General features: G+C 66.2%; 22 protein-coding genes. 6 read left to right on the top strand and 16 right to left on the bottom strand.

Annotated features, from left to right (window positions below):
* Window positions 1–45: 45 nt before the first annotated feature.
* The 5 genes from AC3CD9_RS18875 to AC3CD9_RS18855 form a co-directional block, all read right to left on the bottom strand.
* Window positions 46–1,068, bottom strand: coding sequence for a CNNM domain-containing protein (locus AC3CD9_RS18875; RefSeq protein WP_488365537.1), 1,023 nt, complete (start codon window positions 1,066–1,068; stop codon window positions 46–48).
* Window positions 1,065–2,465, bottom strand: coding sequence for a hemolysin family protein (locus AC3CD9_RS18870; protein WP_488365536.1), 1,401 nt, complete (start codon window positions 2,463–2,465; stop codon window positions 1,065–1,067). The genes AC3CD9_RS18875 and AC3CD9_RS18870 overlap by 4 nt, the downstream gene beginning before the upstream one ends.
* Window positions 2,466–2,710: 245 nt before the next feature.
* Window positions 2,711–3,547 carry an NAD(P)H-dependent oxidoreductase gene (locus AC3CD9_RS18865; RefSeq protein WP_488365535.1) on the bottom strand — a complete coding sequence of 279 codons (837 nt, stop codon included), beginning with the start codon at window positions 3,545–3,547 and terminating at the stop codon, window positions 2,711–2,713.
* Entirely contained in the window at window positions 3,544–4,182 is a 639-nt protein-coding gene (locus tag AC3CD9_RS18860) for a TetR/AcrR family transcriptional regulator (RefSeq protein ID WP_139470436.1), read from the bottom strand. Before AC3CD9_RS18860 ends, AC3CD9_RS18865 begins: the two co-directional genes overlap by 4 nt.
* 103 nt (window positions 4,183–4,285) lie before the next feature.
* Window positions 4,286–5,323: a hypothetical protein gene (locus AC3CD9_RS18855; protein WP_139470437.1), complete on the bottom strand. Its 1,038-nt coding sequence runs from the start codon at window positions 5,321–5,323 to the stop codon at window positions 4,286–4,288.
* Window positions 5,324–5,464: 141 nt separating this feature from the next.
* Between AC3CD9_RS18855 and AC3CD9_RS18850 the strand changes: the two genes are divergently transcribed.
* On the top strand, window positions 5,465–6,202 hold the full coding sequence (locus tag AC3CD9_RS18850) for a MerR family transcriptional regulator (RefSeq protein ID WP_488365534.1): 738 nt from the start codon (window positions 5,465–5,467) through the stop codon (window positions 6,200–6,202).
* Between the two features lie 36 nt (window positions 6,203–6,238).
* Here AC3CD9_RS18850 and AC3CD9_RS18845 read toward each other — a convergent pair whose 3' ends face one another.
* A complete protein-coding gene (locus AC3CD9_RS18845; RefSeq protein WP_488365533.1) occupies window positions 6,239–6,796 on the bottom strand; it encodes a hypothetical protein in 558 nt (185 codons plus the stop codon).
* Between the two features lie 128 nt (window positions 6,797–6,924).
* On the opposite strand from AC3CD9_RS18845, the gene AC3CD9_RS18840 reads away from it, so the two are divergent.
* Genes AC3CD9_RS18840 through AC3CD9_RS18830 form a run of 3 tightly spaced genes read left to right on the top strand, consistent with a single transcriptional unit; the run spans window position 6,925 to window position 9,815 of the window.
* Complete coding sequence (locus AC3CD9_RS18840) at window positions 6,925–7,866, top strand: CPBP family intramembrane glutamic endopeptidase (RefSeq protein WP_139470440.1); 942 nt, start codon at window positions 6,925–6,927, stop codon at window positions 7,864–7,866.
* A gap of 51 nt (window positions 7,867–7,917) precedes the next feature.
* The gene (locus AC3CD9_RS18835) at window positions 7,918–9,150 is read left to right on the top strand and encodes a sensor histidine kinase (RefSeq protein WP_181272298.1); all 1,233 of its coding nucleotides are present in this window, start codon (window positions 7,918–7,920) and stop codon (window positions 9,148–9,150) included.
* Window positions 9,147–9,815 carry a response regulator gene (locus AC3CD9_RS18830; protein WP_139470442.1) on the top strand — a complete coding sequence of 223 codons (669 nt, stop codon included), beginning with the start codon at window positions 9,147–9,149 and terminating at the stop codon, window positions 9,813–9,815. The genes AC3CD9_RS18835 and AC3CD9_RS18830 overlap by 4 nt, the downstream gene beginning before the upstream one ends.
* 265 nt (window positions 9,816–10,080) lie before the next feature.
* On the opposite strand, the gene AC3CD9_RS18825 is transcribed toward AC3CD9_RS18830, so the two are convergent.
* The 7 genes from AC3CD9_RS18825 to AC3CD9_RS18795 form a co-directional block, all read right to left on the bottom strand.
* Window positions 10,081–10,536 carry an NUDIX hydrolase gene (locus AC3CD9_RS18825; protein ID WP_488365532.1) on the bottom strand — a complete coding sequence of 152 codons (456 nt, stop codon included), beginning with the start codon at window positions 10,534–10,536 and terminating at the stop codon, window positions 10,081–10,083.
* Window positions 10,537–10,546: 10 nt separating this feature from the next.
* On the bottom strand, window positions 10,547–11,227 hold the full coding sequence (locus AC3CD9_RS18820; RefSeq protein ID WP_139470444.1) for a response regulator: 681 nt from the start codon (window positions 11,225–11,227) through the stop codon (window positions 10,547–10,549).
* A complete protein-coding gene (locus tag AC3CD9_RS18815; protein WP_488365531.1) occupies window positions 11,224–14,034 on the bottom strand; it encodes a DUF4118 domain-containing protein in 2,811 nt (936 codons plus the stop codon). The genes AC3CD9_RS18820 and AC3CD9_RS18815 overlap by 4 nt, the downstream gene beginning before the upstream one ends.
* Window positions 14,034–14,606, bottom strand: a complete 573-nt coding sequence (locus AC3CD9_RS18810; protein ID WP_488365530.1) for a potassium-transporting ATPase subunit C — start codon at window positions 14,604–14,606, stop codon at window positions 14,034–14,036. The genes AC3CD9_RS18815 and AC3CD9_RS18810 overlap by 1 nt, the downstream gene beginning before the upstream one ends.
* An 87-nt stretch (window positions 14,607–14,693) precedes the next feature.
* Window positions 14,694–16,871 carry a potassium-transporting ATPase subunit KdpB gene (kdpB, locus tag AC3CD9_RS18805; protein WP_488365529.1) on the bottom strand — a complete coding sequence of 726 codons (2,178 nt, stop codon included), beginning with the start codon at window positions 16,869–16,871 and terminating at the stop codon, window positions 14,694–14,696.
* A gap of 1 nt (window position 16,872) precedes the next feature.
* On the bottom strand, window positions 16,873–18,633 hold the full coding sequence (gene kdpA / locus AC3CD9_RS18800) for a potassium-transporting ATPase subunit KdpA (protein WP_488365528.1): 1,761 nt from the start codon (window positions 18,631–18,633) through the stop codon (window positions 16,873–16,875).
* 263 nt (window positions 18,634–18,896) lie between these two features.
* On the bottom strand, window positions 18,897–19,871 hold the full coding sequence (locus AC3CD9_RS18795) for a sigma-70 family RNA polymerase sigma factor (protein ID WP_488365527.1): 975 nt from the start codon (window positions 19,869–19,871) through the stop codon (window positions 18,897–18,899).
* A 106-nt stretch (window positions 19,872–19,977) separates the two neighbouring features.
* Here AC3CD9_RS18795 and AC3CD9_RS18790 point away from each other — a divergent pair, with 106 nt between their 5' ends.
* The gene (locus AC3CD9_RS18790) at window positions 19,978–21,297 is read left to right on the top strand and encodes an FAD-binding oxidoreductase (RefSeq protein ID WP_488365526.1); all 1,320 of its coding nucleotides are present in this window, start codon (window positions 19,978–19,980) and stop codon (window positions 21,295–21,297) included.
* 178 nt (window positions 21,298–21,475) lie between these two features.
* Here AC3CD9_RS18790 and hchA read toward each other — a convergent pair whose 3' ends face one another.
* Together hchA and AC3CD9_RS18780 are read right to left on the bottom strand one after the other, a co-directional pair.
* Window positions 21,476–22,342 (bottom strand): glyoxalase III HchA, encoded by an 867-nt coding sequence (gene hchA, locus AC3CD9_RS18785; RefSeq protein WP_446656218.1) that lies wholly within the window; start codon window positions 22,340–22,342, stop codon window positions 21,476–21,478.
* A gap of 215 nt (window positions 22,343–22,557) precedes the next feature.
* Window positions 22,558–24,315, bottom strand: a complete 1,758-nt coding sequence (locus AC3CD9_RS18780) for an FAD-binding protein (RefSeq protein ID WP_488365524.1) — start codon at window positions 24,313–24,315, stop codon at window positions 22,558–22,560.
* Window positions 24,316–24,418: 103 nt separating this feature from the next.
* Between AC3CD9_RS18780 and AC3CD9_RS18775 the strand changes: the two genes are divergently transcribed.
* On the top strand, window positions 24,419–25,372 hold the full coding sequence (locus AC3CD9_RS18775) for a LysR family transcriptional regulator (RefSeq protein WP_488365522.1): 954 nt from the start codon (window positions 24,419–24,421) through the stop codon (window positions 25,370–25,372).
* A 29-nt stretch (window positions 25,373–25,401) separates the two neighbouring features.
* On the opposite strand, the gene AC3CD9_RS18770 is transcribed toward AC3CD9_RS18775, so the two are convergent.
* Window positions 25,402–25,971, bottom strand: coding sequence for a GNAT family N-acetyltransferase (locus AC3CD9_RS18770; protein ID WP_488367583.1), 570 nt, complete (start codon window positions 25,969–25,971; stop codon window positions 25,402–25,404).
* Window positions 25,972–26,021 lie beyond the last annotated feature (50 nt).

The following is a 26,021-nucleotide window of genomic DNA, read 5'->3' as shown; positions in this document are numbered from 1 at the left end:
CCCAGCAACCTCGCGCGAGGTTGCTGGGCCGCCGCCAGGTAGTAATTATCGGGAGGGCACTGGGCCGGTGGTCAGCAGGTGGGTGAGTACGTCGGTGACGGTGGCCACCGCGTGGCTGCCGTCGGCCCTCTCCACCAAGGCCAGCTGTACGCTGTCCTCCCGCATCGCCTCGAACGCCCGCACCACGGTCATCGATCCGTCCACGACGGTGACGGGTCGGGCCGCCTCGGTGATGGGAGCATCCTCGGCGAGTCCGAGCACATCCCTGACATGCACCACATGACTCAGCGGGCCGCCAGCCTCGGTGCGCACGAGGATGCGACGGTGACGGTCGTGGCGCGACGCCTCGCGCACCTCCCCTGCAGTCGCTGCCGGACCGACGGCTGTCGGCTCCGGGCGACCGGCCACGAGCTCGTCAAGTGTGAGCCGGGTGAGGTCGAGGGCTCCGAGCAGAGCCTCCGAGGACTCCTTCTCCAAGGTTCCCGCCTGCGCCGAATGCTGCAGCAGCTGCCTCAGGTCCTCGGGCGTGTGCGCCTGATCGACCTCGTCGACGGGTTCGACCTTGACCAGGCGCAGGCACGCGTTCGCAGCGTTGTTGAGCACATGCAGCAGCGGACGGGTGAGGAACATGAACGCTCGCATCGGCAGCGCCAGCATGATCGCCGAGCGTTCCGGATGCGCCACCGCCCACGACTTCGGTGCCATCTCACCGACGACGAGGTGAAGGAAGGTGACGATGATGAGGGCGAGGACGAAGCCGACGATGTCGGCGATCCACAGCGGCAGGCCCAGCGCCTCGGCGACCGGGGTGATCCAGTGATGGACGGCCGGTTTCGTGATCGCCCCGAGCGCCAGGGTGCAGGCCGTGATGCCCAGCTGCGACCCTGCCAGCAGCACCGACAGTTCGGTCGAGCTGCGCAGGGCGGCTCGGGCCGAACGGCTGTCCGCGGCCGCGTCTTCGAGACGGTGCCGTTTGGCGGCGATGAGCGCGAATTCGACGGCGACGAAGAACGCGCTGAGGCCGATGATGACGATCGTGATCACGGTGATGACCCAGGGGTTGCTCATCGTTCCACCTCGATTCCGATCCGCAGTCGCGCGGGCACATGCGTGGCCACCTCGATGACGTCGATGACGAGGCGCTCGGTCTCCGGGGTGTCGTTTCCGCCGAGGTCGGCGGGGTCGATCGGCAGTTCGATCGAGACCCGGTCGCCCACCTCGGGGAAACCGCGGAGGTGTTCGATGACGAGTCCCGACAAGGTCTGAGCCGAGGTGGTCGGCAGTTCTCGTTGGAGGACGCGGGCCACCTCGTCGAGGGGGATGATCCCGGGCGCCGTCCAGGTGCCGTCGCCGGTCTCGATGAGTTCTTCGACGATGTGGTCGTGCTCGTCGGCGATGTCACCGACGAGTTCCTCACCGAGGTCCTCCATCGTCAGGATTCCGGCGAAGCCGCCGTATTCGTCGACGACGCAGGCCATCTGCTCCCGCCGTTCGAGGAGCGTGGCCACCGCGTCCGGCAACGGGAGGGATTCCGGAACGAAGACCGGGTCGCGCAGGAGGGAACGGACCCCGGTCGCGGTGACGGTGTCGGTGGTGCCCGGTGCCGCCGCGGCGACGTTTTCGGTGGTGCCCGACCCCGCCTCGGCGAGGACGTCGAGGAGGTCGATCGTACCGATCACCTGATCATCGGCGTCGAGCACGGGGTAGCGGGAGTGGCCGCGGCTCATCAGTTCGCGCACCTCGTCCAGGGGCGTGTCGATGTCGATGACGTCGACGCGGGAGCGCGGCACTGTGGCGTGGGCGACGCTCTGCTGCGGGAAGTCGAGGATGCGGTCGAGGATGAGCGAATCGTCGTCGACGATCTCGCCGCCCTCCCGGGATTCGGCGACGATGTGCTTGAGGTCGCGCCGGGTGGCGGAGTGGTCGACGTCGTGGACCGGTTCGATGCCGAGGACGCGCAGCAGGGCGTTCGAGGCTTTGTCGAAGATCGTGATGAGCCAGCCGAAGACGGCGAGGTAGATCGAGGTCGACCGGGCGAGCCATGTGGCGAGCGCCTCGGGGCGGGCGATGGCCAGGTTCTTCGGGAACAGTTCGCCGAAGAGCATCTGGATGAGCGTCGAGACGAGCAGGGCGAGGACGGTGCCGATGAGCACGCCTGTGCCGGCAGGGATCGGGGTGCCTCCCAGTGCCTCACCGACGGCGGTGCCGATGAGCGGTTCGGCGACGTAGCCGACGAGCAGTCCTGTGACGGTGATGCCCAGCTGCGCGCCGGAGAGCATGAAGGAGGTGCGGCGGGTGATGGACAGGGCCCGGTCCGCGGCTCGATCACCGGAGGCCGAACGTGCGGCCAGACGAGATCGGTCGACGGCCATGTACGCGAATTCCTGCGCCACGAAGTAGCCGGTGGCCACGGTGATGAGGAGGACGACGAGGAGCCCGATGAGGAGCGAGAGCAGCCAGGTCAACGGCGACCACCTGTTCGCGTGCGCTGTGCCCGATCGATATGGGCGTGCGAAGCGTCTGTGCGCGCAATATGAAGTTGGTCAGAGGTGCTGAAAGTGATGTCCCAGCCGGGACTTCGATAGTCGTCCATGGTCCTTCCGAAAGTGATCAAGTGGGCGGCTGGAATCAATTATCCAGGCATCAGCTGGCAAGAGGCTGTGGACGGCGGCGGCAGGGCCCGGACCTGCCGCGCGCCCTCCATTTCAGCTCACGCAGTCGCGGCCTCATCTCGACGATGGATGGCCAGATCGGTCCGACCGGGGAGGATGGTGTCCTTCAGGGCACGCGTGCCCGCGTACTCGCCGTCACTGAGCCGTCGGTACGGCTTTGTCTGCTCCGAATCGAGCGCGCGAAGTCGACCGGTCAGCCGGTCCTTCTCCTCCTGAACCCGCTCCGGGCTGAGGACGTCGGCGTCGTGGATGACGTGCAGGTCGAACGTGTCGATTCCGACGTACCACAGTGCCCCGTGGGTGAGAGGAAACAGCAGGGATTCGACGTCTCCGCTGATGCCGCGATGCCCGATCGACCGCTCGTCTTCGCCGGCAGTCACGACTACCAGGGCACGACGCCCTGAGAGTCCGCCGTCGCCGTACCGACGCGGAACACCGAGGCGGGCGTCGAGATCGCCGAACGCGAAACCTGCTGTCAGAACTCGGTCCAACCATCCCTTGAGGATCGCCGGTGGCCCGTACCACCACAGCGGAAACTGGACGACCAGCAATTCCGCCGCGGCCAGCTTCTCTTGCTCAGCGGTGACATCGGGCGGCAGCGAACCGGCGCTGAAGGCCTCGGCGTTGAGCTCGACGGTGCTTCCTGATCGACTGTTTCCTGACCCGTCACTCCCCGACAGGCTGCTCCCGCCGAGGTCTCGGTGTGAGAGTCGCGGGTCGAAGTCCTGGGAATACAGGTCCGAGGTCGCGACTCGGTACTGTTCGCCGAGGGCACGCACGCCCTCGGTGAAGAGCTGACCGTTCAATGAATCTGGTCTCGGGTGCGCGTGGACCCACAGTGCGCTGCCCGGCACCGGTGGATGGTTGATCGTCATGTGTCCTTCTCCTTGTCGATGTCTGCGGTCTCTTGTTCAATACCTGCGGTCGGCGCCGCCACAGCCGTCACGACTCGCGTGAGAACCCGGCAGGCGTCGGCGGCTCGGATCTGTCGTTCGGTCACTGCTCGGCCAAGACCATCGCCAGCACCGACGATCGCCCACAGCGAAGCCTCGCCGAGGGTGCCCGCAAAGGGGGTCAGCGCCTCACGGCACCTGATGAGGTACTCCTCCACCGTCCGCCGTCGGATGGCGTCCAGCTCGGGCGAACCGGACAGTGCCGCGATCACGTCTGACAGCTCCCGCCCTTCGATGACGTAGCAGTCGATATAGGCAGCGGCAACGACCTCCGCGACGTCCGAGAGCGTCGGCGATACATCGTCCAGAGCCTCATCGAGAGTTTCCAGGCGACGCTTCTCGAAGGCCAGGTACAGCTCGACGAAGACCCTCGATCTGTCACCGAAGTGGTCATAGGCCACGGGCTTGGTGACTCCGGCCGCCTCAGCCAGACGCGCCAGAGTGAAGCTCTCAGTCCCCTGGGACCGGATCATCTCCCGTGCGACATCAAGCAGCTGCTCATGACGGTTTTCCCTGTTCAGCCGCTTCCGTTCTGGCGCGGCTCGCTCTGCTGCCATGCCCTCCACCTCTAATCTACTATTAGTAGGTTACTCCAAGTAGCTTAGGTTTGTCAGTTCGCTTCTTGGCGGCACCGAGAGTCCGAGGTCGTCACCGCGCTCATCACCGTTCGAACGGGTCGTCCGAGCGCATCCCCCAGCTGAAGCCGCGCTCGTAGAGCACCGCGGCATCATGGTCCAAGCGCGCCGAGGCGGTCTGGTCACCGGCGATCGCCATCCGACTCGACCCGCTCAGGGTATAGGTCACCGACTGCCTCAGAGCCGGTTCGTTCGCATACGCCACCGCTGTCTGTCCCGGCTGCCGCAAGGGTTTGAGCTCGAGGTCGAGCGTGTCGTAGTGGCGTGCATAGGTTCCCGTGAGCAGAGTGCCGTCCGCCTGTCGGACCTGGACCTTGGCACGCCCATCGGTGAGTCGATCACCCAGCGCGATCGTCTGCCACCTCTGGTCGTCGGCGCCTTCCTCTTGCGAGTCCGATGTCTCGATCGTCCAGACTCCCGCCGGTGCGGAAGAATCGGTCGAATGCGTCGGTTGCGTTGCGACAATCGCCGCGCTGAACAGAAGCAGGACGAGCCAACCGGCGATCGGTGCGACGATTCCTGCCATCTTGTTCGCTCTCTCCCCGCGGAAGAGACGAGGGCGACGCGGCGCCTGGAGACCACCGGAGCCGACGATCGCAGACACCGTCCTCAGCCCCCAAGGGGCGATGACGATGAGGGCCAGCACCAGCATGAAAATGGAGAGCTGTTTGCCCGGCATGTCGTAGCCGAGGTTGAGCACGAAGATGAACGACATCGATGCAAAGGTCACCAGTCCCCCGAACAGAGCGGTGCGCCGCCAGATCAGCGCCGCGGCCGCACCTACCTCGGCGACTCCGGCAAGCACCTGAAACAGCGGAGAGAATCCGACCATGCGCGACAGCAGTCCCATCGGGCTCATCTCGCCCAAGGTGATGAGAGATTCTCCGATGTCCGGTGCCCCGAACTGTCCGAGCCCGAGTTTGATCACGCCGTTGTAGATCAGCAGCGCGGCAAGCACGAACCTCACGGCGCCATGCAGCCACCACAGCAGCAGGCGTCTACGCGCTGGCGAGTCTGCCTTTCTGTCCTCACGGCGGGGTGCCGAGGCAATTCCCTTAAACATTGACCGTCTCCTCTTCCTCATTCTCCGGGCAGTCACGAGCAGCTGTGGTCTTGCGCTCGAATCCTGCCGGCAGCGATCATTGAGATGCTAAAGTCGGCCGTAACGGCATAGTCAAGGCCGTTCTTCGAAAAGAGTGGGCAGATGAGTTGGAGCACGCAGGAACTCGCTGATCTGGCAGGGACGACGCTGAGAACAGTTCGGCATTACCACGACATCGGCTTGTTGCCTGTGCCGCCCCGAGGAGCGAACGGCTACAAGTCCTACGGGGTCGCGCATCTGACGCTGCTGCTGCGGATCAGACGCCTCGTCGATCTCGGCGCTCCACTTTCGGAGATCCGCGAGATGGACCTCGCCGGAGGCGGACTCGGCGACGCCGACGCCTATGCTGACAAGCTGCGCGAATTGGCCGACGAGACCTCATCCGCGATCAGACGCCTGCAGACCATCAACGCCCAGATCGCCCAAGAACTCTCGGCGCTCACGAACAAGGACAGCGACTCCTCCGAGCCGCTGTCATCAGCCGACGAAGACTTCCTGACAGTGGCGTCACGACTCGTCTCAGAAGAATCAATGGCAGCCTGGAATCAGGTGCGCACGAAGACAGCGGATCATGCAGCTCTCCAGGAGTTCGGCCAGCTGACAGAGGAGATGGATCTCGCGGACGTCCGCCATCTGCCCGAGCGACTCGCCGCTGCGGTTCGCCATCTGCAAGCCGATATCCCTGAGCTCAGCGCGCCCCGATTCGCCTCCAAGCGGGGCCGGAGCTTCGGCCGGCAGGCGTTTCATGTCGCGCTCGCTGAGCTCTACAACTCGACCCAGCTCGAAGTCCTCGCGCGCACAGGGTCAATCCTGCGCGAGCATCCTGCAGACCACGGGTAGGCAAGGTCGAAGCCTTGGGTCTCCTCGCCCGCCCCCTCACACCACCTCGGGCACCTTCCGCACCGCGCCCCTGTCCACGGACTGTTCGAACGCGGCGTAGGCGCGCAGCGCGGTCGAGACGCTGCGCTCGCGTTGCCGGGGACGATAGGTGCCGTCCGCCTCGAGACGGTCCCGCCGCCGCGTGAGCTCCTCGTCCGAGACCTCGAGACTGATCGACCTATTCGGGATGCCGATGGCGATGATGTCGCCGGCGCCGACGATCGCAGTCAGGCCGCCCACACCCAGATCGCCTCCGAAAGGTGCCAGCACCTCACGGCACCTGGCGAGGTATTCGTCCACCGTTCGGCGGCGGATGCTGTCGAGCTCTGACGAAGCGGACAGGGCGTGAATGACGTCGGAGAGTTCTCGCCCCTCAACCACGTGGCAGTCGATATATGCCGCAGCAGCGACGGCCGCGACGTCCGCGCGCACGGGCGCCACATCGTCGAGTGCCGCGTCGAGGGTCTCGTGCCGCCGGTGTTCGAAAGCCCGATACAACTCGAAGAAGACTCCAGACCTGTCCCCGAAGTGGTCATAGGCGACGGATTTGGTCACGCCCGCCACTTCGCCCGACCGGCCACGAATCAATCGTGACACCGTTGGTTTGCACCTAAAGTATGCAGAGCACGAGTCCACCCTTCCTGGCCTAGAGGCTGACACGTCGCGGTCACTAATTTGGGATCATGACAACACAGCACAGCGCACACACCGGCGCCCAACAACTCCACACGACACCCTCTCGCCGAAAACTCGTCAACCTGTTTCGGCAACGTCCCTTGACGAGTTTCTTCGTTCTCGCCAATCTGCTCAGTTGGGTGACCTGGACCCCGTACATCCTGTCGCTCAACGGTGTGGGAGCATGGGGCTTCCGGTTCCCGGAGATCTTGGGAACCAGCCAACTGCTGGGCGTGCTGCCCGGAGCCTACATCGGCCCGATCGGATCCGCTTTCCTGCTCACTGCCGTCATTGACGGACGTCAGGGGCTGAAGGCCTGGATGGGGCGCCTGCTTCGATGGAGGGCCGCTCCTATCTGGTACCTCATCGCCGTGCTGGCAGTTCCGGCAGGCATGGTGCTGACAGGCTTGGCATTCTCAGCCGGAAACATCATCGCACCGTCGGTCGCCGTCCTGGCTGCCTACCTGCCCATGCTCGCCTTCCAGTTCATCACCACCGGCCTCGCCGAAGAACCGGGTTGGCGCGATTTCGCCCTTCACCGACTTCAAAAGGTCCACTCCCCACTTAAGTCCGCCTTCATCCTCGGTCCCCTCTGGACCGTGTGGCACCTGCCCCTCTTCCTCACCGAATGGGGCGGCTACCCTGATGCCTCGTGGGTCCGCCTTGCGGCCTTCTCCGTCTTCTGCTGCTCCTTCAACATCGTCATGTCGTGGGTATTCAATCGCACCGGAGAGAGCCTCCCGCTGTCCATGCTCATGCACGTAAGCGCCAACAACTTCGCTTCTGTCATGTGGTCGGAGATCTTCCCCACTCTCGAAGGCGACGGCGATCTGATGTGGACCGCCATGGCGATGGGCTCCACTGTCGCCGCCATACTCATCGTCGTGACAACAAAAGGCCGACTGGGATACCATCCTGTAGAAAACGCCCCTGGTCAGGACCTCAGATGATGTTCGCTGAGCACGGCGGCGCCCGACAGCACGATCGCGATTGAGGCTGCCATGCCCAGAGACAGCATCTCCACAGTGCGAGCGAACCCGACCGTGCCGTTGGCGACTGGTTGCGCGGCTCTGGCGTTTCTGGCGATCACCGCCGGACTCTTCGCCCATGACCCGACAATGCTCGATGAACCGATGACAACGTCATCATGGCTCCTCACCGCAGCAACGCTCCTCCTCCAAGCCGGCGCGCTCGCGGGGAGGGACCGCTGGCCGTTTCGCTCCATGCTCATCGTCTCTGCACTCCCCCTGGCACTGGCAGCGCTCGCACCGAATTCTGCGTTCACTGTCACGATCATTCCGGTCACGGCCTCCGTATTCCTCGCCGGTCTGCACTTCACACTCACTCGAACGATCCGCTGGTCGATCGCCGTCGTCACGTGCGTCGCTCTGGGACAGCTGATCAACCGTCTTGGACTCGGTGACGACGAGGTCCTTCAGACGGTGGTCGCCGCTCTTGCTCAGGCACTGGTGGTCGTGATCGGCCCCCTCCTCCCCGCCTGTGTCCTCTCCTCCCATCGAGCGGCCACCTCGGCCCAGCGTGAGATGCTGAACGCGCTCGCCCGAGAGCGAGAGGCACAGATCAGCGAGGCCATCGCCCACGAGCGATCGACAATGGCACGTGAACTCCACGACATTGCGGCACATCATCTCTCGGGGATCTCACTGATGGCCGCGAGCATTGCCCGGCAGTGCGAGAGTCATCCCGAGGCGGCAAAGGACGGTGCGCTCGAAATCCGACAGCAGAGCCGCGCGGTCCTCCACGATCTGCGCCAACTCGTTGGACTGCTGCGTGAGGATGACGATCAGCAGATCAAGACCTTGGCCAGCATCGAACGCCTCGTCGACACCGCCAACCGGAATGGGAGGCGTGTCGACCTCACCGTCCTTCCCGACGGCGAACGCGATCCCGGACGACTCTTGAGTCCGCTCGCGCAGCTGGCCGGATATCGCATGGTTCAGGAATCCCTGACCAACGTCGGGCGACATGCGCCGGGTGCCGACTCCACAGTCATCGTCGATGCCGGCGATTCCGATGCCCTTCATCTCACCGTCCGCAACACATCACCGACGCAGAGGCACGATTCCGGCGCCGGGGGCAGCGGCCTCGGGATCCTCGGCATGAGCGAACGCGCGGCGCTGGTCGGGGGTTCACTCGATTTCGGCCCCACCGACGACAATGGGTGGGTCACACACATGAGAATCCCCTTCGATCCTGACAGAGGAAACCGATGATCCGCACACTGATCGCCGATGACCAACCGCTCGCCCGCGGCGGGCTGGCCGCACTACTCGGGGCCGAAGATGACATCGAGGTCGTGGGAACGGCTGCCGACGGCGACCAAGCACTCGACCTTGCCCTCGAACTGCGTCCAGATGTCGCCTGCCTCGATATCCGAATGCCGGGTCTGGACGGCATCGAGGTCGCGGCTCGAATATCGGCACCGCAGCTCGATGACCCGATCCCCGTCCTCATACTCACGACATTCGACATCGACGACTATGTCTTCCGTGCTCTCGAGGTCGGCGTCTCCGGATTTCTTCTCAAGGACTCCGAACCCGAGGAGATCCTCAGCGCTCTGCGCAGTGTAGCGGAGGGCTACGGGACAATCGATCGGAAACTGACGCGGAGGATCGTCAGCGAATACACCCAGCGCCGCCAACTGCAGCCTGTCGTTGCCTCTCGCGCCCTTTCGGCCGTCACGACCCGTGAACGTGAGATTCTCATGTTATTGGCGCAGGGAATGACTAACAGTGAGATCGCGGACCAACTGGTGATCGAGGTGGCAACGGTCAAATCTCATCTCGCTCGGATGCTGCCGAAGCTGGGAGTTCGTTCCCGCCTCCAGGCCGTCGTCTGGGCGTACCAGAATCACCTCGTCACCGTGCAGGACGCCTAGCGTCTCGGACGCAGACTGAGACCGCAGAGGAAAGTGGGTCCGAGATGGGACTAGGTGTTGCTGGCCATGAAGTTGTTGCGTGAATCGCAGTTGATCTGTGTATGGGTGAAGGCCTCCGGTTGCGAGAGTGGAGCTGTCTAGAAACCACTCACGCAACACAGGAAGCGGCTCGTTCACGAAGCTCGAGCGGGTATTTCTTTTGGAGCATGACAGGGAAGTCCTTTCCGTGGCTTCACTGTCTCCATTGTTCCCGGGGCGATTCAGTCTAGACCAAGTCGGCCGCTTCCCTGATCAGCTCCGACAGGTTCTCCGGGAAGTACCGGATCGGTGCGTCCTCGAGATCGTCGGCGCTCCACCAGCGCCATGTGGTCATGGCCGTTCGCTCGAGCGCGGTCCAGTTCGAGTCGCTCAGATCCGTCACATCCGTCCGTGCGGCGAAGAAATGCTCGACCTGGTGCTGAGGTTCGCCGTGGTTGAGGAAGTCGAATTCACGACGATGGAACGGGCCGACCAGATCGATGCCGGACAGACCTGTCTCCTCTTCCAGCTCGCGTTCCGCGGTCTCCTGCAGGGTTTCGCTGGCTTCGCTGCCACCGCCGGCGGTGAACCAGAAGCGGATGCTGTCCTGAGCATCGGCGAGGTCGCGCCCTTCGAAGTGCAGGACGCGAGAATCGGAATCGAGCAGGACGATGCGGACGGCGACTCGTGTGGGGTTGGGCATGTCGCCCACACTACGGGGTGAAGCGGTAGCCCATGCCCATCTGCGTGTGCAGGTACTGCGGTCGGGCAGGGTCGGCCTCGAGTTTCTGCCGCAGCTGGGACATATAGACCCGCAGGTAGCCGCGCTCCCCGGCATACTCAGGGCCCCACACCTCGGTGAGCAGGGTCGTCGCATCGACGAGCGCACCCCGATGCTTGGCGAAGACGCCGAGCATGTTCCATTCGATCGGCGTGAGATGCACCTCGGCACCTTCGACCTGAAGGACATGAGCGGCAAGGTCGATGACGACCCGCCCATCACCGGTGCGCACAACACTCGAATCGGCCGCCGTACCCGAGCGCCGCTCGATCGCGCGCAGGCGGGCGAGGACCTCGCCGAGGGAGAACGGCTTCGTCACATAGTCATCGGCCCCGGCGTCGAGGGCGGCGATCTTGCCACGCGCGTCATGGCGGGCCGAGATGACGACGATGGGCACCTGGCTCCACTTGCGCACCTGCGAGATGAGTTCGATGCCGTCGACGTCGGGCAGTCCGAGGTCGAGGAGGATGACATCGACGGTCGCCTCGGCGAGCGCCTCATTCATCTGCCGCCCGCTGCCGGTGATCGTCACCTCATGGCCCTTGCCCCGCAGCCCCACGCTCACGGCGCGGGCGATGTCGGTGTCGTCTTCGACGATGAGCACGTGCTTCACAACGCGTCGCCCTTCCTCGTCTCCTCGGGTGCTGCCGGCGCCCCACCTCGGCGCGGAATCGTCAGCACCGCGGTGAATCCGCCGCCCGGGGTCGGCTCGGCGCTCAGCTCGATGTCCATCGCCCGGCACAGACCCAACGCGACCGCCATCCCCAGCCCGAGACCCTTCGTGTTGGACTCATCGAGCCTGGTGAACGGGGTGAAGACGGACTCGAGTGCCTCCTCGGCCACTCCGGGACCGGAGTCTGCGACGCGGAGGTGGACCGCCTCGGCGCCGGTGGAGGCATCGATCGTGATCGGTGCGCCCTCGCCGTACTTCACGGAGTTCTCGATGATGTTGACGAGCACGCGTTCGACGAGCCCCGCATCGACGTCGATCCACGTCTCGGGGTCGACATCGACGGTGATCTTCGGCTGTGAAGAGCGACCGTCATCGCCGGCCGCGATCCCCGCCGAGTCCCCGTCATCGCCGGCCGCGGTCCCCGCCGGGCCCCCGTCATCGCCGGCCGCGATCCCCGCCGAATCCCCGTCGAGTTCATCCAGCGCCGAGGCGACGACATCGGCCACGAGCACCGGTGCCGTCGCGATCGTCACCGCCCCGGACTGGATCCGGCTCATGTCGAGGAGGTTGTCGATGAGCTTCTCGAGGCGCTGGGCTCCGTGCTCGATGGTCTCGAGCATGAGCCGCTGGTCGGCATCCGAGAGCTCGATCTCGTCGAGCAGCAGCGTCGAGGTCGCCGTGGTGATCGCGCCCAGCGGCGTGCGCAGGTCGTGGGAGACCGCGGTGAGCAGGGCGGTGCGCACGGCGTTGCCGGCCGAGAGTTCCCTGGCCTCGGTGCGGCTGCGCTGCAGGGCCGATTCCGTGAGCACCCGCAGCAGCCTGCCGGCATAAGCGTCGAGGATCCGCTGTTCTCCGGCACTGAGCGGCCGCCCTTGCAGCGCCAGTGAGGTGTCCTCGTCGAGGTCGATGACCTCGCTCGCCTCGGCCCGTGACCTGATCGGTTCCCCCGCCGAGGCGGCCGCCACGTCCCCGCCGCCCGCGCGGTTCGTATTGCCCGCCCGGTCGCCGTCACCGGCACGACCGACAGCGTCGGCACGACCGACAGCGTCGGTGCGGTCTTCGCCGCCCGCCCCGTTCCCGCGGACGAAGAGGGTGACCCCGTCGAGGGCGAAGCTCGTGCGGATGCCCGCGACCATCGCCTCGGGGCTGTCACCCTCGGCGATCATCGATCCGGCGAGCTCACTGAGCACTCCCGCCTCGTGTTCGGCCGCCTGAGCCTGCCTCGAGCGGCGGGCGGCTTGGTCGACGACGGTGGCCACGGCCACGGCGACCGCGACGAAGATGACGAGCGCGAGGATGTTCTCAATCTGCCTCACCGACAACGAATTCACCGGATGGGTGAAGAAGAAGTTGATGAGTCCGGCTCCGAACACGGCCGTCATCACCGCCGGCCACAACCCGCCGATGAGGGCGACGAGCACGACGACGGTGATGTAGGCGAGGAAGTTCATGCCCAGCGAGGTCGACCCGGGGCCGAGCGCGACGAACAGGCCGGTGAGCACGAGCGGGGCGAGCGCACCGATGATCCAGCCGAGGATGCGACGAAGACGCGAGAGGGGATTGTCTCGGGTGCGTTCTCGATCCGGCCGCCAGAATCGGGCGGCCTGGGCGTGGGTGACCATGTGCACGTCGATGTCAGCGGCGGCGCTGATGACGCGGTTGGCCACGCCGGGGCCGAACATGCGCCGGTACCACGGGGTGCGCGAGACCCCGAGGACGATCTGTGAGGCATTGAGGGTGCGGGCGAACTCGATGAGGGCCTTGGCGACATCGTCACCGACCACGGTGTGCCATACGGCGTGGTTCGCCTCGGCGAGTTCGCGGGCCGACAGCAGGTGCGGGGCACCGGAGCGGCGGGTGCCGTCGGGTTCGATGACGTGGACGACGTGGAGTTCGCGCCCGGCCACTCGGCCGGCGATGCGCAGTCCGCGGCGGATGAGCGTCGTCGATTCCGGGCCGCCGGTGACGGCGACGAGGATCCGGTCGCGGGCGGCCCAGGTGGCGCGGATGCCCTTTTCGTCGCGGTACTTCTCGAGGCCTTCGTCGACCCGGTCGGCCAGCCACAGGAGGGCGAGTTCGCGCAGCGCGGTGAGGTTGCCGAGCCGGAAGTAGTTCGACATCGCGGCATCGACCTTCTCCGCTGCATAGATCCGCCCGTCGACCAGTCGGGTGCGCAGTGCGGCGGGGCTGATGTCGATGAGTTCGACTTCGTCGGCGGCGCGGAGGAAGGGGTCGGGGACGCGTTCGGCCTGGTTGCGGCCGATGATCGCACCGACGACGTCGCCGAGGGATTCGAGGTGCTGGATGTTCACCGTCGTGAACACGTCGATGCCGGCGGCGAGGATCGCCTCGACGTCCTCCCAACGTTTGGTGCGGGTCGGGGTGGGCGTGGTTCCGCCGCCGAGGCAGGTCTCCGTGCCGTCGCCACCGACCGAATCATCGCTCGGCACATTCGTATGCGCGAGTTCGTCGATGATGACGAGTTCGGGCGCCCGGGTGAGCACCGCCTCGGTGTCGAGTTCGTGAAACGTCCGACCGCGGTAGTCGGCCGGGCGCCGGGCGATGGTCTCGAATCCCTCGGCCAGGGACCGGGTGAAGGCACGTCCGTGGTCCTCGACGATGCCGATGACGACGTCGCGGCCGTTGTCTGCCGCAGTCGCCGCAGCCTCGAGCATCGCGACGGTCTTGCCCACCCCGGGCGCGTAGCCGAGGAAGACCGTGAGCGTGCCCCGCCGAGGCGAGTCCATCAGCGCCCGCCGTTCGCGAGGTCGTTGTTGAGAGTGACGACGTTGACCTGAGGCTCACCGATGAAGCCGAACAGCGGATCCTGCGTGTTCGCCTGAACCATCGCGGTCACGTCCTTCCTGCTCAGTCCCGTCTCCCGCGCGACGCGAGGGATCTGGAGTCGAGCATACTCAGGGCTGATGTCCGGATCGAGACCGGACGCGGACGCGCTCAGCGCATCCGCAGGAATGCTCGCCGGGTCGACGTGCTCTCGCTCAGCGATCTGGAAGCGACGGTCGGCGATCTGTTTGAGCAGTTCGGGACTGTTCGCCGCGAGGTTCGACGCCCCCGAGGCGAGTCCGTCATAGTCACCGGCCGAAGGCCGAGGAAAGAACCATTCGTCCCCGCTCACGGGCTGGGCGAGGCGGGCGTTGCCGATGACCTCGCCGGCACTGTTGCGAATCGACGCGTCTTGGGCGGGCATGAGACGACCGATCGCGACCATCGCCAGCGGGTACGCGAGGCCGACGACGAGGGTGAGCACCAGAAGCATCCGTGCCCCGGTGAGGAGCTGTCGGCCGAAGATGGGGAGCATGATGAGGGTCCTTTCAGAGTAGTCAGTGTGAACGACGAGGTCAGGCGGGCGCTTCAGAGCGGTGCACCACCCGCAGTGGTGAATTGCTCAGAGCAGCGGCGCGATGACGAGGTCGATGAGTTTGATGCCGATGAACGGGACGATGAGTCCGCCGATGCCGAACACGAGCAGGTTCATCCGCAGCAGCGACGAGGCCGTCCGCGCCCGGAACCGCACCCCGCGCAGCGCGACCGGGATGAGGGCGACGATGATGAGGGCATTGAAGATCACCGCGGACAGGATCGCCGAGGCGGGGCTGTGCAGACCCATGATGTTGAGCGCCCCGAGCCCCGGGAACGCGAGCAGGAACATCGCCGGAATGATCGCGAAGTACTTCGCGACATCGTTGGCGATCGAGAACGTCGTCAGCGCCCCACGGGTGATGAGCAGCTGCTTACCGATCGCGACGATGTCGATGAGCTTCGTCGGATCCGAATCGAGGTCGACGAGGTTGCCGGCCTCCTTCGCCGCGGTCGTGCCCGTGTTCATTGCGACCCCGACGTCGGCCTGCGCGAGCGCGGGCGCGTCGTTCGTCCCGTCCCCGGTCATCGCGACCATCCGACCGCCGGCCTGTTCGGTCTTGATGAGGGCGAGTTTGTCCTCGGGCGTGGCCTCGGAGAGGAAGTCATCGACCCCGGCTTCCCGGGCGATCGCGCGGGCCGTGAGCTCGTTGTCGCCGGTGATCATCACCGTCCGGATCCCCATCTCGCGCAGCGTCGCGAAGCGCTCGGCCATGCCCGGTTTGACGATGTCGCGCAGGTCGATGACCCCGAGCACCCGTGCGGAGGACCCGACAGCCTCAGCGACGAGGAGTGCCGTGCCGCCCCCCGTGTTGATGCGTTCGACCTCGGCGGTCGCGGCCTCGGGGACCTCGGCCCCGCGGTCGCGGGCCCACGCGATGACCTCCTTGGCCGCACCCTTGACCACGGTGCGACGCAACGGTGCCACTCCCGCGGCCAACCCCACCGCGGCGGATGACGACGCACCCGCACCAGTCCTTCCGACTACCTCGACGACGGTCGACCGCGTACGCGCGGATCGATGTGCGCCTACCTCGGCGGGGGAAGTCGCCCCATCCTGCTCAGTGACCTGCTCACGAACCGGCAGGACGATCCCCGACAGGCGGGTCGTCGCCGAGAACGGGATGAATTCGGCCTCGGGATAGGCCTCGAGGCCGGCGGCGTCGATGCGGAATTCCGTCTCGGCGAGGGTGACGACGGACCTGCCCTCGGGGGTGTCGTCGGCCAACGAGGACAGCCGGGCCGCCTCGGCGATCCGTTCCGGTGTCGTCGATCCCAAGGGCACGAAGTCGGTGGCCTGCCGGTCGCCCATCGTGATCGTGCCGGTCTTGTCGAGCAGCAGCGTCGACACGTCACCGGCGGCCTCGACGGCGCGGCCGGACTTCGCGAGCACGTTCGCCGCGACCAGCCGGTCCATGCCGGCGATGCCGATTGCCGAGAGCAGCGCGCCGATCGTCGTCGGGATGAGGCAGACGAGGAGGGCGATGAGCACGGTCAGCGACTGCGGGGCGCCGGAGAAGGAGGCGATCGGGGCGAGGCTGAGCACCACCAGGATGAAGATGAGGGTGAGCACGGAGAGGAAGACGCCGAGGGCCACCTCGTTGGGGGTCTTCTGCCGGTTCGCACCCTCGACCATCGTGATCATCCGGTCGAGGAAGCTCTCTCCGGGGCTCGCGGTGACGGTCACGGTGATCGAGTCGGAGAGCACCTTCGTCCCGCCCGTGACGGCGCAGCGGTCGCCGCCGGCCTCACGGATGACGGGCGCGGATTCGCCGGTGATGGCGGACTCGTCGACGGTGGCCGCACCCTCGATGACGTCGCCGTCGCCGGGGATCGTCTCACCTGCGGTCACGAGCACCCGGTCCCCGGCCTGCAGCTGGGAGGCGGGCACGGTTTCGGTGCCCCCGCCCGGCAGCACGCGGGTTGCGTCGACGCTGACCCGGCTGGCCCGAAGGGAGTCGGCCTGGGCCTTGCCGCGGCCCTCGGCGAGCGCCTCGGCGGTGTTGGCGAAGACGACTGTCAGCCACAGCCAGATGCTGATCGCCCAGGTGAAACGGCTGGGATCGGCGATCGCGAGGATGAGGGTGATGGCCGCGCCGATCTCGACGAGGAACATCACGGGGTTGCGCCAGGCGGTGCGGGGGTCGAGCTTTTTGAGCCCGAGCAGGCTTGCCTGGAGGAGGGCGGGAGCGGTGATGGTTCTCATCTCACATGAGTCCTTCGTTGATCGGTCCCAGTGCGAGCACGGGGAGGAAGGTGAGGGCGCTGATGACGAAGCCGCTGCCGACGACGACCCCGACGAACAGGGGTCGGTGGGTGGGCAGGGTGCCCGGGCTCGCCTCGGCGGGGGTCTGTTTGGCCAACGCTCCGGCGAGCGCGAGCACGGCGCCGATCGGCACGAGGCGGCCGAGCAGCATCGCAATCGCCAGGGCGATGTTGAAGAACGGGGTGTTCGCGTCAAGGCCGGCGAACGCGGATCCGTTGTTGTTTGCCGCCGAGGTGAAGGCGTAGAGGATCTCGGACAGGGCGTGAGGGTTGAGTTGGGTCGCGGTTTGTGCGGTCTGCGCGGTTGCGTGGCCGGAGGATTGGATCGCCGAGGTGGTGTTGAGGACCGAGTCGAGCGTGCCCGGGCACAGCGTGGCCACGGCGGTGCCGATCAGGGTCAGCGCCGGGGAGACGAGGATGAAGGTGCTCGCCAAGGTGATCTCGGTCCGGCCGATGCGCTTGCCGAGGAACTCCGGAGTGCGACCGACCATGAGTCCGCAGACGAAGACGGCAACGATTGCGACGATGAGCATGCCGTAGAGGCCGGAGCCGACGCCGCCGGGGGCGATCTCTCCGATCATCATGTTGATCATGAGCACCGCTCCCCCGAGTCCTGAGTAGCTCGAGTGGGCCGAGTCGATCGCTCCCGTCGAGGTCAGCGTCGTGGCCACGGCGAAGAAAGCCGAGGGGATGACGCCGAAACGGGTTTCGCGGCCTTCCATTGCGGCTCCCGCTGCGTGGGAAGCCGGGGTGGTGGTCGTCGTTTCAAGGGCGATGACGGCGGCGAGTGAGAGGACGAAGAAGGTGGCCATGGCCGCAAGGATCGCCCAGCCCTGATTGCGGCTGCCGACCATGATGCCGAAGGTGCGCGGCAGTGCCGAGGGGATGAGGAGGATGAGGAAGATGTTCGCGAGGTTGACCAGGGCGCTCGGAGCCGAGAGCGGGTGCGCGGAGTTCGCGTTGAAGAAGCCGCCGCCGTTCGTGCCGAGGTGTTTGATGACCTCCTGGCTGGCATCGGGACCACCGGGGATGGTCTGGGTGATGGTGCTGCCGGCTTGGGCTGCGTCGGCGGCGTGGGTGCCGCCGGTGACGGTGTGGACGACCTGGTCAGGGGTGAGATTGTCGATGACGCCGAGTCCCATGTAGATGATCGCGAAGAGCACCGAGAGCGGAAGCAGAATACGCAGTGTCGAGCGGGTGAGGTCGACCCAGAAGTTGCCGATGAACAGGGAGTTCGAGCGCATGAGCCCGCGGATGAGGGCGACGGCTACGGCGATGCCGACGGCCGCGGAGACGAAGTTCTGGACGGCGAGCCCGGCCATCTGGGCGAGGAAGCCCATCGTCGTCTCACCGGCGTAGGACTGCCAGTTCGTGTTCGTGACGAAGGAGACCGCGGTGTTGAGTGCCTGATCGACGGGGACGGCGGGACGCCCGTTGGACAGCGGGAGGAGGTGTTGGAGTCGGAACAGCCCGAAGAGGACCACGATCGAGACGGCCGAGAACGTCAGCACAGAGAGGAAATAGACCCGCCACCGCTGTTCTGAGGTGGAGTCGACGCCGGTGAGACGATAGAGCAGCGCCTCGGCGCGGGTGTCGGACGTCGACAGGAACACCCGGGCCATGTAGGTGCCCAGGGGAACGTGAGCGGCGGCGAGGAGGACGAGGACGAGCAGGATCTGCGTAATGCCGGTGAACCAGCTCATGGGCGGCCCTCCCTGCAGGGGAGGTGGGGGCGCGAGTGTTCGCAGCGAATGCGGGACCGCGCGTTCGAACGATCGGCCGACCGCCTCGGCGATGGGGTGAGTGACATGCGTTCATCTCACCGCGGTGCGACCCGGACGGCGGGCGATCTTAACGCGATCTTGACACCTCCCAATACAACCCCAACACCCCAATTGCTACCTGACGGCGGCCCAGCAACCTCGCGCGAGGTTGCTGGGCCGCCTTCAGGTAGTCCTGGGAGTGGCTATTGGGTGATGAGGAGGTGGCGGAGGGTCTCGTCGTCGGCGATGACGTCGACGGACGCGACTCGGCCGTCGGCGAAGTGGAACAGATAGAGTGCCCGAGCGACACCGTCGGAGATATAGGCGGCCGCGGGGACACCATCGATGCAGACCAGTTCGGTGGCCTTCGCTCGCCCGTTGAACACCCGGGCCACAGCATCACGGCCGACGACCTCGGGGCGGATGAGTGGGGCACCGAATTCGGCACCAGCCTCGGCGAGGCTCACGGCAGCGGGGTCGCTGCGCACTTCGATCTCCGGGTCGAGCAGCTGGAGGAGGCCGCCGAAGTCTCCTCCGCGAGCCGCTTCGAGGAAAGACGTGATGGCGGTTTCCTGCCGGTGTCGGACCTCCTCCGCATCCACTTTGCGCAGACGTGCGCGGGCCCGGGATGCAAGCTGACGTGCAGCGACCGGGCTACGGTCGACGATCGGGGCGATGTCGTCATAGGACAGGGCGAAGATGTCATGAAGCACCAACGCCAATCGTTCCAAGGGACCAAGAGTGTCGAGGATGACGTGCAGAGCCACCGTGAGATCGTCTCGGAGCAGGGCGCTGTCCTCCGGTCGATCGGTGCGGACGCCGCCTCCTCCCCCACCACCTCCGGGAGTGCCGGCCGTGTCGGGTGCTTCGCCCGTCGAGTCATGGTCCGGGACGGCGTCGTCGTCCGGTGCTTCCCAGTGCAGATCCTCACGTCTTGCGGCATCACGGCGAATGGCGTCGATGCAGACTCGCGAGATGACCGTCGTCAGCCACGCCTCGAGGTTGTCGATGGCCGCGAAATCGGCTCGCTGCAAACGGATCCACGCCTCCTGCACGGCATCGTCGGCAGCCCACGGGGAACCGAGGGTGCGGTGGGCGATGGCGAACATCTTCGGTCGATGCGAGGAGAACTGGTCGGCCACCTCGGCGAGGGTCTGCGGTGATGTCTCCGATGGCATTGGGATCCTGACGACGACGGCTTGTCACGTTTTCGGGCCGAGCTGCGACTCATCATTGAGTCCGGCACACGTCGGCCTGATCACCAACACCAGCCAAGGAGTCATCATGACTGTTCTGCCGTTCACCATTCTTGACGAGCTTCGCGCCACTGTCCAGGGGCGCACCTGGTTTCCCGACGACTCGGAATTCGACGAGGTCCACCGCCCGTGGAACCGGGCCGTCGACCAGAACGTCCTCGCCGTCGTCGAAGCCGCCGACGTCACCGACGTCGTCACCCTCGTGAACTGGGCCCGCGAACGAAGCCTGTCGATCGCCACCCAGCCGACCGGCCACGGAGCGACCGGGCGGGCCGACGACACGATCTTGTTGCGTACGACCCGCCTCGACCGCATCGACGTCACCCCCGCACAGCGCACGGCGACGATCGGCGCGGGTGTGAAATCGGGCGAACTGCAGAGAGCGGCGGCAGAACACGGGCTGACCGGCCTGCCGGGCAGCTCCCCGGTGGTGACCGTCGCCGGGGTCGCCCTGGGCGGCGGCCTGAGCTGGTTCGGCCGATCCTTCGGATGGGTCGGCGACAGCATCCGCGCATTCGACGTCGTCGACGCCGACGGTCGGGCTCGCCGCGTCTCCGCGACCGATGATCCGGACCTGTTCTGGGCGTTGCGCGGAGGTGGAAGCGAGCTCGCCATCGTGACCGGTCTTGAGGTCGGACTGCAGGCCGCCCCTGATGTCTTCGGCGGGCGTGTGCTCTGGTCCGGCGATCACGCCAGGCAGGTCGCCGAGGTGTTCCGCACGATGACTCACACCGCTCCCGAGGGGCTGACCCTGTGGTTGGAACTCCTCCATTTCCCAGGCTCGGAGCCGATGGTCGCCATCGACTTGACGTACCTCGGCGGAGGGGAGGAAGCACGTGAGCTTATGCGCCCACTCGAGACCCTGCCGACGCCGCTGTCGGATACCCGGGCGCAGATGAGCGTCGCCGAATTGGGTGCGATTACGGCCGAACCGACCGACCCCGGAGTCGGCAGCTCCCGCGCCGAGCTGCTCACGTCCCTTGACGATGACGCCCTGGACACACTCCTCGATAGGCCCATCGACCCGCTTCTGTCGGTGCAGGTCAGGCACCTCGGCGGCGCGTTGGCGCAGCCGACCGACAACCCGCACGGCGCCCTGGACGAGCCGTACAGCGTCTATATGTTCGGTCTTCCCGTCACCGAGGCGGCCGCGGAGTCGATCGAGCAGAAGCAGGCCGATCTGGCGCGGGCATTGCCTGCCAGCGGACGCAAACCCGTCACGTTCCTCAATCCACACGAGGGCCTCGCCGACGCTTTGCCCGCAGAGTCCCTGGCACGCCTGCGCCAACTCAAAGAGGAACGGGACCCGGACCGAATCTTCCGCGGCAATTTCAGCATCGCCGACTGACCGCTCTCCCCACCCGATGCCCCCGAACTACCCGTCGGCGGCCCAGCTACCTCGCGCGAGGTAGCTGGGCCGCCGTCGGCCGCGTCTCTGAAGCACCGTGACATCGCTGAATGCGCCCAGAGCAGTACGTATCCAGTGACGTCGCGGTCGTCTGGCAGAACGCTGAACGGCGAAGGTCTCAGCCGCCGAAACTCTCCAAGAGCGCGAGCACAGACTCTTTTCCGAGCTGATTCGCCGCGAGCGGACTGTCTCCGGTCAGGAGGTTGCGGTCGCGTGTGGTGGCACCGGTCATCTCATCGTTGATGATCTCGATGCCATCCTTCTTCAACGTCTCGCCGAGAGCCCATGGCATCTCGCCAGGCAGATAGCCGATGTCGAGGTTCGCCCCGAAGTCGAGCGCGTCCGGAAACGCGGTGACACGGTAGCCGGCAAAGGGATTCGTGGAGCGACCGAGGCCCGCGGCCAACAACGCCGCCGGACCATGACAGAGGGTGATGATGAGCCTGTCGTTGTCCAGGAAGAAGTCCAGGGCAGCCTGCACGTCCCGGTCGAAGGGGATGACGTTCATGGCACCGTGACCGCCCGGGATGAAAATCGCGGCGTAGTCGTCGAGGCCATTCGCGATGACGTCGGAGAGCCTCAGCGGAGCCTTGAATTTCGCCTCGGCGCTCGACCATGCCGACGCGATGGCCTCGTCCTGCCCGGGGTAGGCCCACCATTCGAATTTTCCGGGTCCGCCGCTGACGGTGGCCACGTCGATCTCGTAGCCAGCCTCGGCCATGTGGTGGAGTGGCAGCAGCGTCTCGACGGGATGGTTGCCGGTGGAGAAGAACGTGCCATTCTTCATGAGCATGTACCGCTCGTCGGTGGCGATCGTGAGGATCTTCCACTTCCCGTCCGTGTATGTCTCCTCGGTGACGGGGCCGTCGAAGTCGGTCCTGCTCGACGTGTACTGGGAGAGCGAGTACGAGCTCGGGAAGAAGGCGTTGGCCTCCGCCTGATCGGGCATTGGGCTCCGGTCCTGAGAGTTGTCGCTGTCAGTCATGTCTTCACCTTTCGCTCGTGTGGCTCACTTGCATGTCGGTGTCGTCGGTGCATCGACTGACCTGTCAGCATACGACACACGGAGAGACGCCGCCAACGACTCGGCCCAACGGGCGCAGGAGGATAAGCCGATCGCTGGACCCCACCCCTCCCAGTACTACCTGACGGCGGCCCAGCAACCTCGCGCGAGGTTGCTGGGCCGCCGTCAGGTAGCAATTATTCGACTAGTTTGCCTTCTTGGCTGATTTCGCCAGTGTGCATGAGGGCCGCGACATCCGCAGACACTTCTGGGATCGACTCGCGGATGACTCCGGCCGACGGCGACCAGACCAAGTTGACCTGCAGGTTCGGGTCCTGGTCCGGGTAGTCGCTGCGGTTGTGGCAGCCGCGGGTCTCTCGCCGCTCCAGCGCACATTCGAGCGTCGCGCGGGCCGCGAGCACCGAGGACCGCAGGTCGAAGGCGTGGGAGAGATCGGCGAATCCGGCGATGTCCGGGTGGATGCCGACGTCGGCCATCCGCGCTTCGATGCCGGCGAGCTTCTCCAGCCCGGCGAGCAGTCCGGCCTCGTCGCGAACGACTCCGGCGTGCTCGGTCATGAGGTTGCGGACCTCCCGCTGCAGCGCACGCACGTTCTCCGTGCCTTCGGAGGCCAGCAGATCGGAGATCTCTGCCCGGGCCTCGTCGACCGCGGCATGCGACCGCACCTGCGCCTCCAACGAATCGGAGTACGCAACGGCGGACCGCCCGACGATCCGGCCGAAGACGAGCAGCTCGATGAGCGAGTTCCCGCCCAACCGGTTCGCCCCGTGCAGACCGGACGAGGCCTCACCGATGGCCCACAGACCTTCGACGTCGGTGCTGTGATCGACCGGGTCGACCCACACTCCGCCCATCGAGTAGTGCGCGGTCGGCGCGATCTCGATCGGCGAGGCCGTGATGTCGAGCATCTGGGTCTCCATGAGCGTCTGGAACACTCGGGGCAGCCGGTTCATGATGGTCTCGCGCGGCAGATGGGACACGTCGAGCCACACGCCGCCGTTCTCGGTGCCGCGCCCCTCGGCGATCTCCGTGTAGGCGGCGAGCGCCACCCGGTCACGGGTGGAGAGTTCCATACGCTGCGGATCGTAGCGTTCCATGAACCGCTCCCCCAGTCCGTTGCGCAGGATCCCACCTTCACCGCGGGCCGCCTCGGAGACCAGCGTGCCGGCGGCGTTCTCAGGTTCGATGATGCCCGAGGGGTGGAACTGGACGAGCTCGGCATCGCGCAGCCGGGCACCGGCCTCGACGGCCAGACGGAAGGAGTCACCGGTATTCTCATCCCGACGCGAAGAGGTCCGCCTCCAGATCCGGTTGTGTCCGCCGGCGGCGAGGATGACGGCGTCGGCGTAGATCCGGTAGCCGGTGCCGTCGATGACGTCGAAGCCGAAGGCGCCGAAGATGCGACCGTCGGCGACGAGCAGCTTCGTGATGTAGACGCGGTCGAGGATCGGGATGTCTAAGGCTTCGGCGCGACGAATGAGGGTGCGCTGGATTTCCAGCCCCGTGTAGTCGCCGGCGAAAGCGGTGCGACGCCAGGTGTGGGCGCCGAAGAAGCGCTGAGAGATCCGACCGTCGTCCTCCTTCGCGAAGTCCATTCCATATCGCTCCAGGTCAGCGATGCCTTCGGCTGCTCCCTGGGTGACGATTTCGACGGTCCGGGGGTTGGCGAGGTCATAGGATTCCTTGATCGTGTCGGCCGCGTGCTGCTGCCACGTGTCGTCCGGGTCCATCGTCGCCAGGGCCGCGTTGATGCCGCCGGCGGCCAGCGAGGTGTGCGCGTCCTCCTTCGGCCGTTTGCCGACCGCGAGGACATCGGCGCCGGCTTCGGCGACCTCGATCGCGGCCCGTAGGCCCGATCCGCCGGTTCCGATGACCAGCACCGAGGTGGAGATGGAGTGTTCTTTTCGGCGGGGTCCGCCCTGTGTGGTGTTCATGGATTCCACTATGAAACCGCACAGTCAATACGTCCAATGCATTGTTTGAGTCAAGTTGATAGCGATAGACTATTGCCATGTCTGACCTGCACGGAGACCCACGATGAACCTCGAACAGCTGAGAAGCTTCGCCGAGGTGGCCGCCACCGGCCATTTCACGAAAGCCGCGGCGACGCTCCACTTGGCCCAGCCCTCGCTGTCAAGGCAGATCTCGACGCTGGAGAAGGAGCTCGGGGCCGAGCTCTTCCACCGCGCGCACGGACACATCACGCTCACGGACGCCGGCCAGACCCTGCTGCCAACGGCGAAACGCATGCTCGCCGACGCCGAGGCGGTCCGCCGTGACATGGATGAGCTCGCCGGTCTGCGGCGCGGTCGCGTCCGGCTCGGTGCGACTCCGACCTTGTGCGTGAGCCTCGTAGCCGAGGCGATCAGCCGGTTCCACACGGCCCATCCCGGCGTCGAACTCGAGCTCGTCGAGAAAGGCTCCCGTGAGCTCATCGAGTCACTGGCCGGCGGCGAACTCGACCTTGCGCTCATCACCCGCACCTTCGACCTCGCCCCGCAGATGCCGAGGCTCAGCCTGCGCGGGATCCTCGCCGAGGATCTCGTCGTCATCGCTGCCGCCGGCTCCGATCTGCTCACCTCAGGCCGTGCGACGTCCGATCGGATCACCCTCGCCGAGGTGGCCGACCGTCCCCAGGTCCTGTTCCATCACGGCTACGACCTCAGAGAGGCGACCACCGCTGCGTTCGAGACGGCCGGGCTGAGCCCCCGAGTCGTCGTCGAGGGCGTGGAGATGGATGCGGCGCTGCGGTTCGTCGAGCGCGGCCTCGGAGTCGCGATCGTCCCGGCGATGGTCCTCGTCGACCGGCCCCTGCTGACCTCGGCGCCCCTGGCCGATCCGCAGCTGACGCGGACGGTCAGCCTCGCGACGCGCGCGGACGTGCGGGCGACCAGGGCCGCCTCGGCGATGGAGTCGACGGTCCTGTCCACCGCCCGCACGCTCGCCGACACCGAACCCGGACTGGCGGCGCATGTGCGCCTGGTGGGGTGAGGTCGAGCCTCGGTGAGGACGGAGTGCCTCTATGCTTCAGTCGAAAGCGTGCGGACCATGGTCGAGACCTTCGGACCGTTCGGCACCTGCGTCTCGGCGATGGTACTGAAACCGAATCGGACGTAGAGAGCGACATTGCGCGGATCCGACGTCTCCAGCGACACCAGGGAGCCGATCGTGTCCATCCGGCGCAGACCTTCGGCGAGGATCGCCGACGCGATGCCCGACCCCCAGCTGTCGGGTTCCACACCGATGGTGGCGAGATCCCACGCGGCGTGGGGCCGCGACGGCAGGTGTGTGGCCATCAGCACCTCGAGGCGATCACCGAGCAGCTCGCTCACGCGGTTCTGTCGCTCGGAGGTAAGACCGGGAGCTTCCGGGGGCACGAAGGCCGCCACGCCCCGGTACTTCTCCTCGACGATCACCAGCCCGCACTCGACCGCGTGGGCGAGATAAATCGCCTGCAGCTCCTCCAGCCGCGCGCGATAGCGGTCGGCCGGCACCGACCACCGCGTCCAGGAGTATTCATCAAAGGCTCTGGAGAGCACTCCTGCGGCGGCGGGGACATCGGCGGCAGTCGCCTCACGCACGGCAATCATCACGATACCAATCTACCGCGGTTCGACGGGTTCGACGGGTTCGCCGACAC

The sequence above is a fragment of the Brevibacterium sp. MGP-B1 genome, assembly GCF_057766545.1.
This window is presented reverse-complemented; position numbering and strand designations above follow the sequence as displayed.

Bases quoted from the DNA above. Each gene is read 5' to 3' on its own strand.
- AC3CD9_RS18775 (WP_488365522.1), top strand. From the start codon at position 24,419: ATGAACCTCGAACAGCTGAGAAGCTTCGCCGAGGTGGCCGCCACCGGC.
- hchA (WP_446656218.1), bottom strand. From the start codon at position 22,342: ATGACTGACAGCGACAACTCTCAGGACCGGAGCCCAATGCCCGATCAG.
- AC3CD9_RS18840 (WP_139470440.1), top strand. From the start codon at position 6,925: ATGACAACACAGCACAGCGCACACACCGGCGCCCAACAACTCCACACG.
- AC3CD9_RS18810 (WP_488365530.1), bottom strand. From the start codon at position 14,606: ATGCTCCCCATCTTCGGCCGACAGCTCCTCACCGGGGCACGGATGCTT.
- AC3CD9_RS18855 (WP_139470437.1), bottom strand. From the start codon at position 5,323: ATGTTTAAGGGAATTGCCTCGGCACCCCGCCGTGAGGACAGAAAGGCA.
- AC3CD9_RS18850 (WP_488365534.1), top strand. From the start codon at position 5,465: ATGAGTTGGAGCACGCAGGAACTCGCTGATCTGGCAGGGACGACGCTG.
- AC3CD9_RS18865 (WP_488365535.1), bottom strand. From the start codon at position 3,547: ATGACGATCAACCATCCACCGGTGCCGGGCAGCGCACTGTGGGTCCAC.
- AC3CD9_RS18875 (WP_488365537.1), bottom strand. From the start codon at position 1,068: ATGAGCAACCCCTGGGTCATCACCGTGATCACGATCGTCATCATCGGC.
- AC3CD9_RS18815 (WP_488365531.1), bottom strand. From the start codon at position 14,034: ATGGACTCGCCTCGGCGGGGCACGCTCACGGTCTTCCTCGGCTACGCG.
- AC3CD9_RS18825 (WP_488365532.1), bottom strand. From the start codon at position 10,536: ATGCCCAACCCCACACGAGTCGCCGTCCGCATCGTCCTGCTCGATTCC.
- AC3CD9_RS18860 (WP_139470436.1), bottom strand. From the start codon at position 4,182: ATGGCAGCAGAGCGAGCCGCGCCAGAACGGAAGCGGCTGAACAGGGAA.
- AC3CD9_RS18780 (WP_488365524.1), bottom strand. From the start codon at position 24,315: ATGAACACCACACAGGGCGGACCCCGCCGAAAAGAACACTCCATCTCC.
- kdpB (WP_488365529.1), bottom strand. From the start codon at position 16,871: ATGAGAACCATCACCGCTCCCGCCCTCCTCCAGGCAAGCCTGCTCGGG.
- AC3CD9_RS18830 (WP_139470442.1), top strand. From the start codon at position 9,147: ATGATCCGCACACTGATCGCCGATGACCAACCGCTCGCCCGCGGCGGG.
- AC3CD9_RS18795 (WP_488365527.1), bottom strand. From the start codon at position 19,871: ATGCCATCGGAGACATCACCGCAGACCCTCGCCGAGGTGGCCGACCAG.
- AC3CD9_RS18835 (WP_181272298.1), top strand. From the start codon at position 7,918: ATGCCCAGAGACAGCATCTCCACAGTGCGAGCGAACCCGACCGTGCCG.
- AC3CD9_RS18770 (WP_488367583.1), bottom strand. From the start codon at position 25,971: ATGATTGCCGTGCGTGAGGCGACTGCCGCCGATGTCCCCGCCGCCGCA.
- AC3CD9_RS18790 (WP_488365526.1), top strand. From the start codon at position 19,978: ATGACTGTTCTGCCGTTCACCATTCTTGACGAGCTTCGCGCCACTGTC.
- kdpA (WP_488365528.1), bottom strand. From the start codon at position 18,633: ATGAGCTGGTTCACCGGCATTACGCAGATCCTGCTCGTCCTCGTCCTC.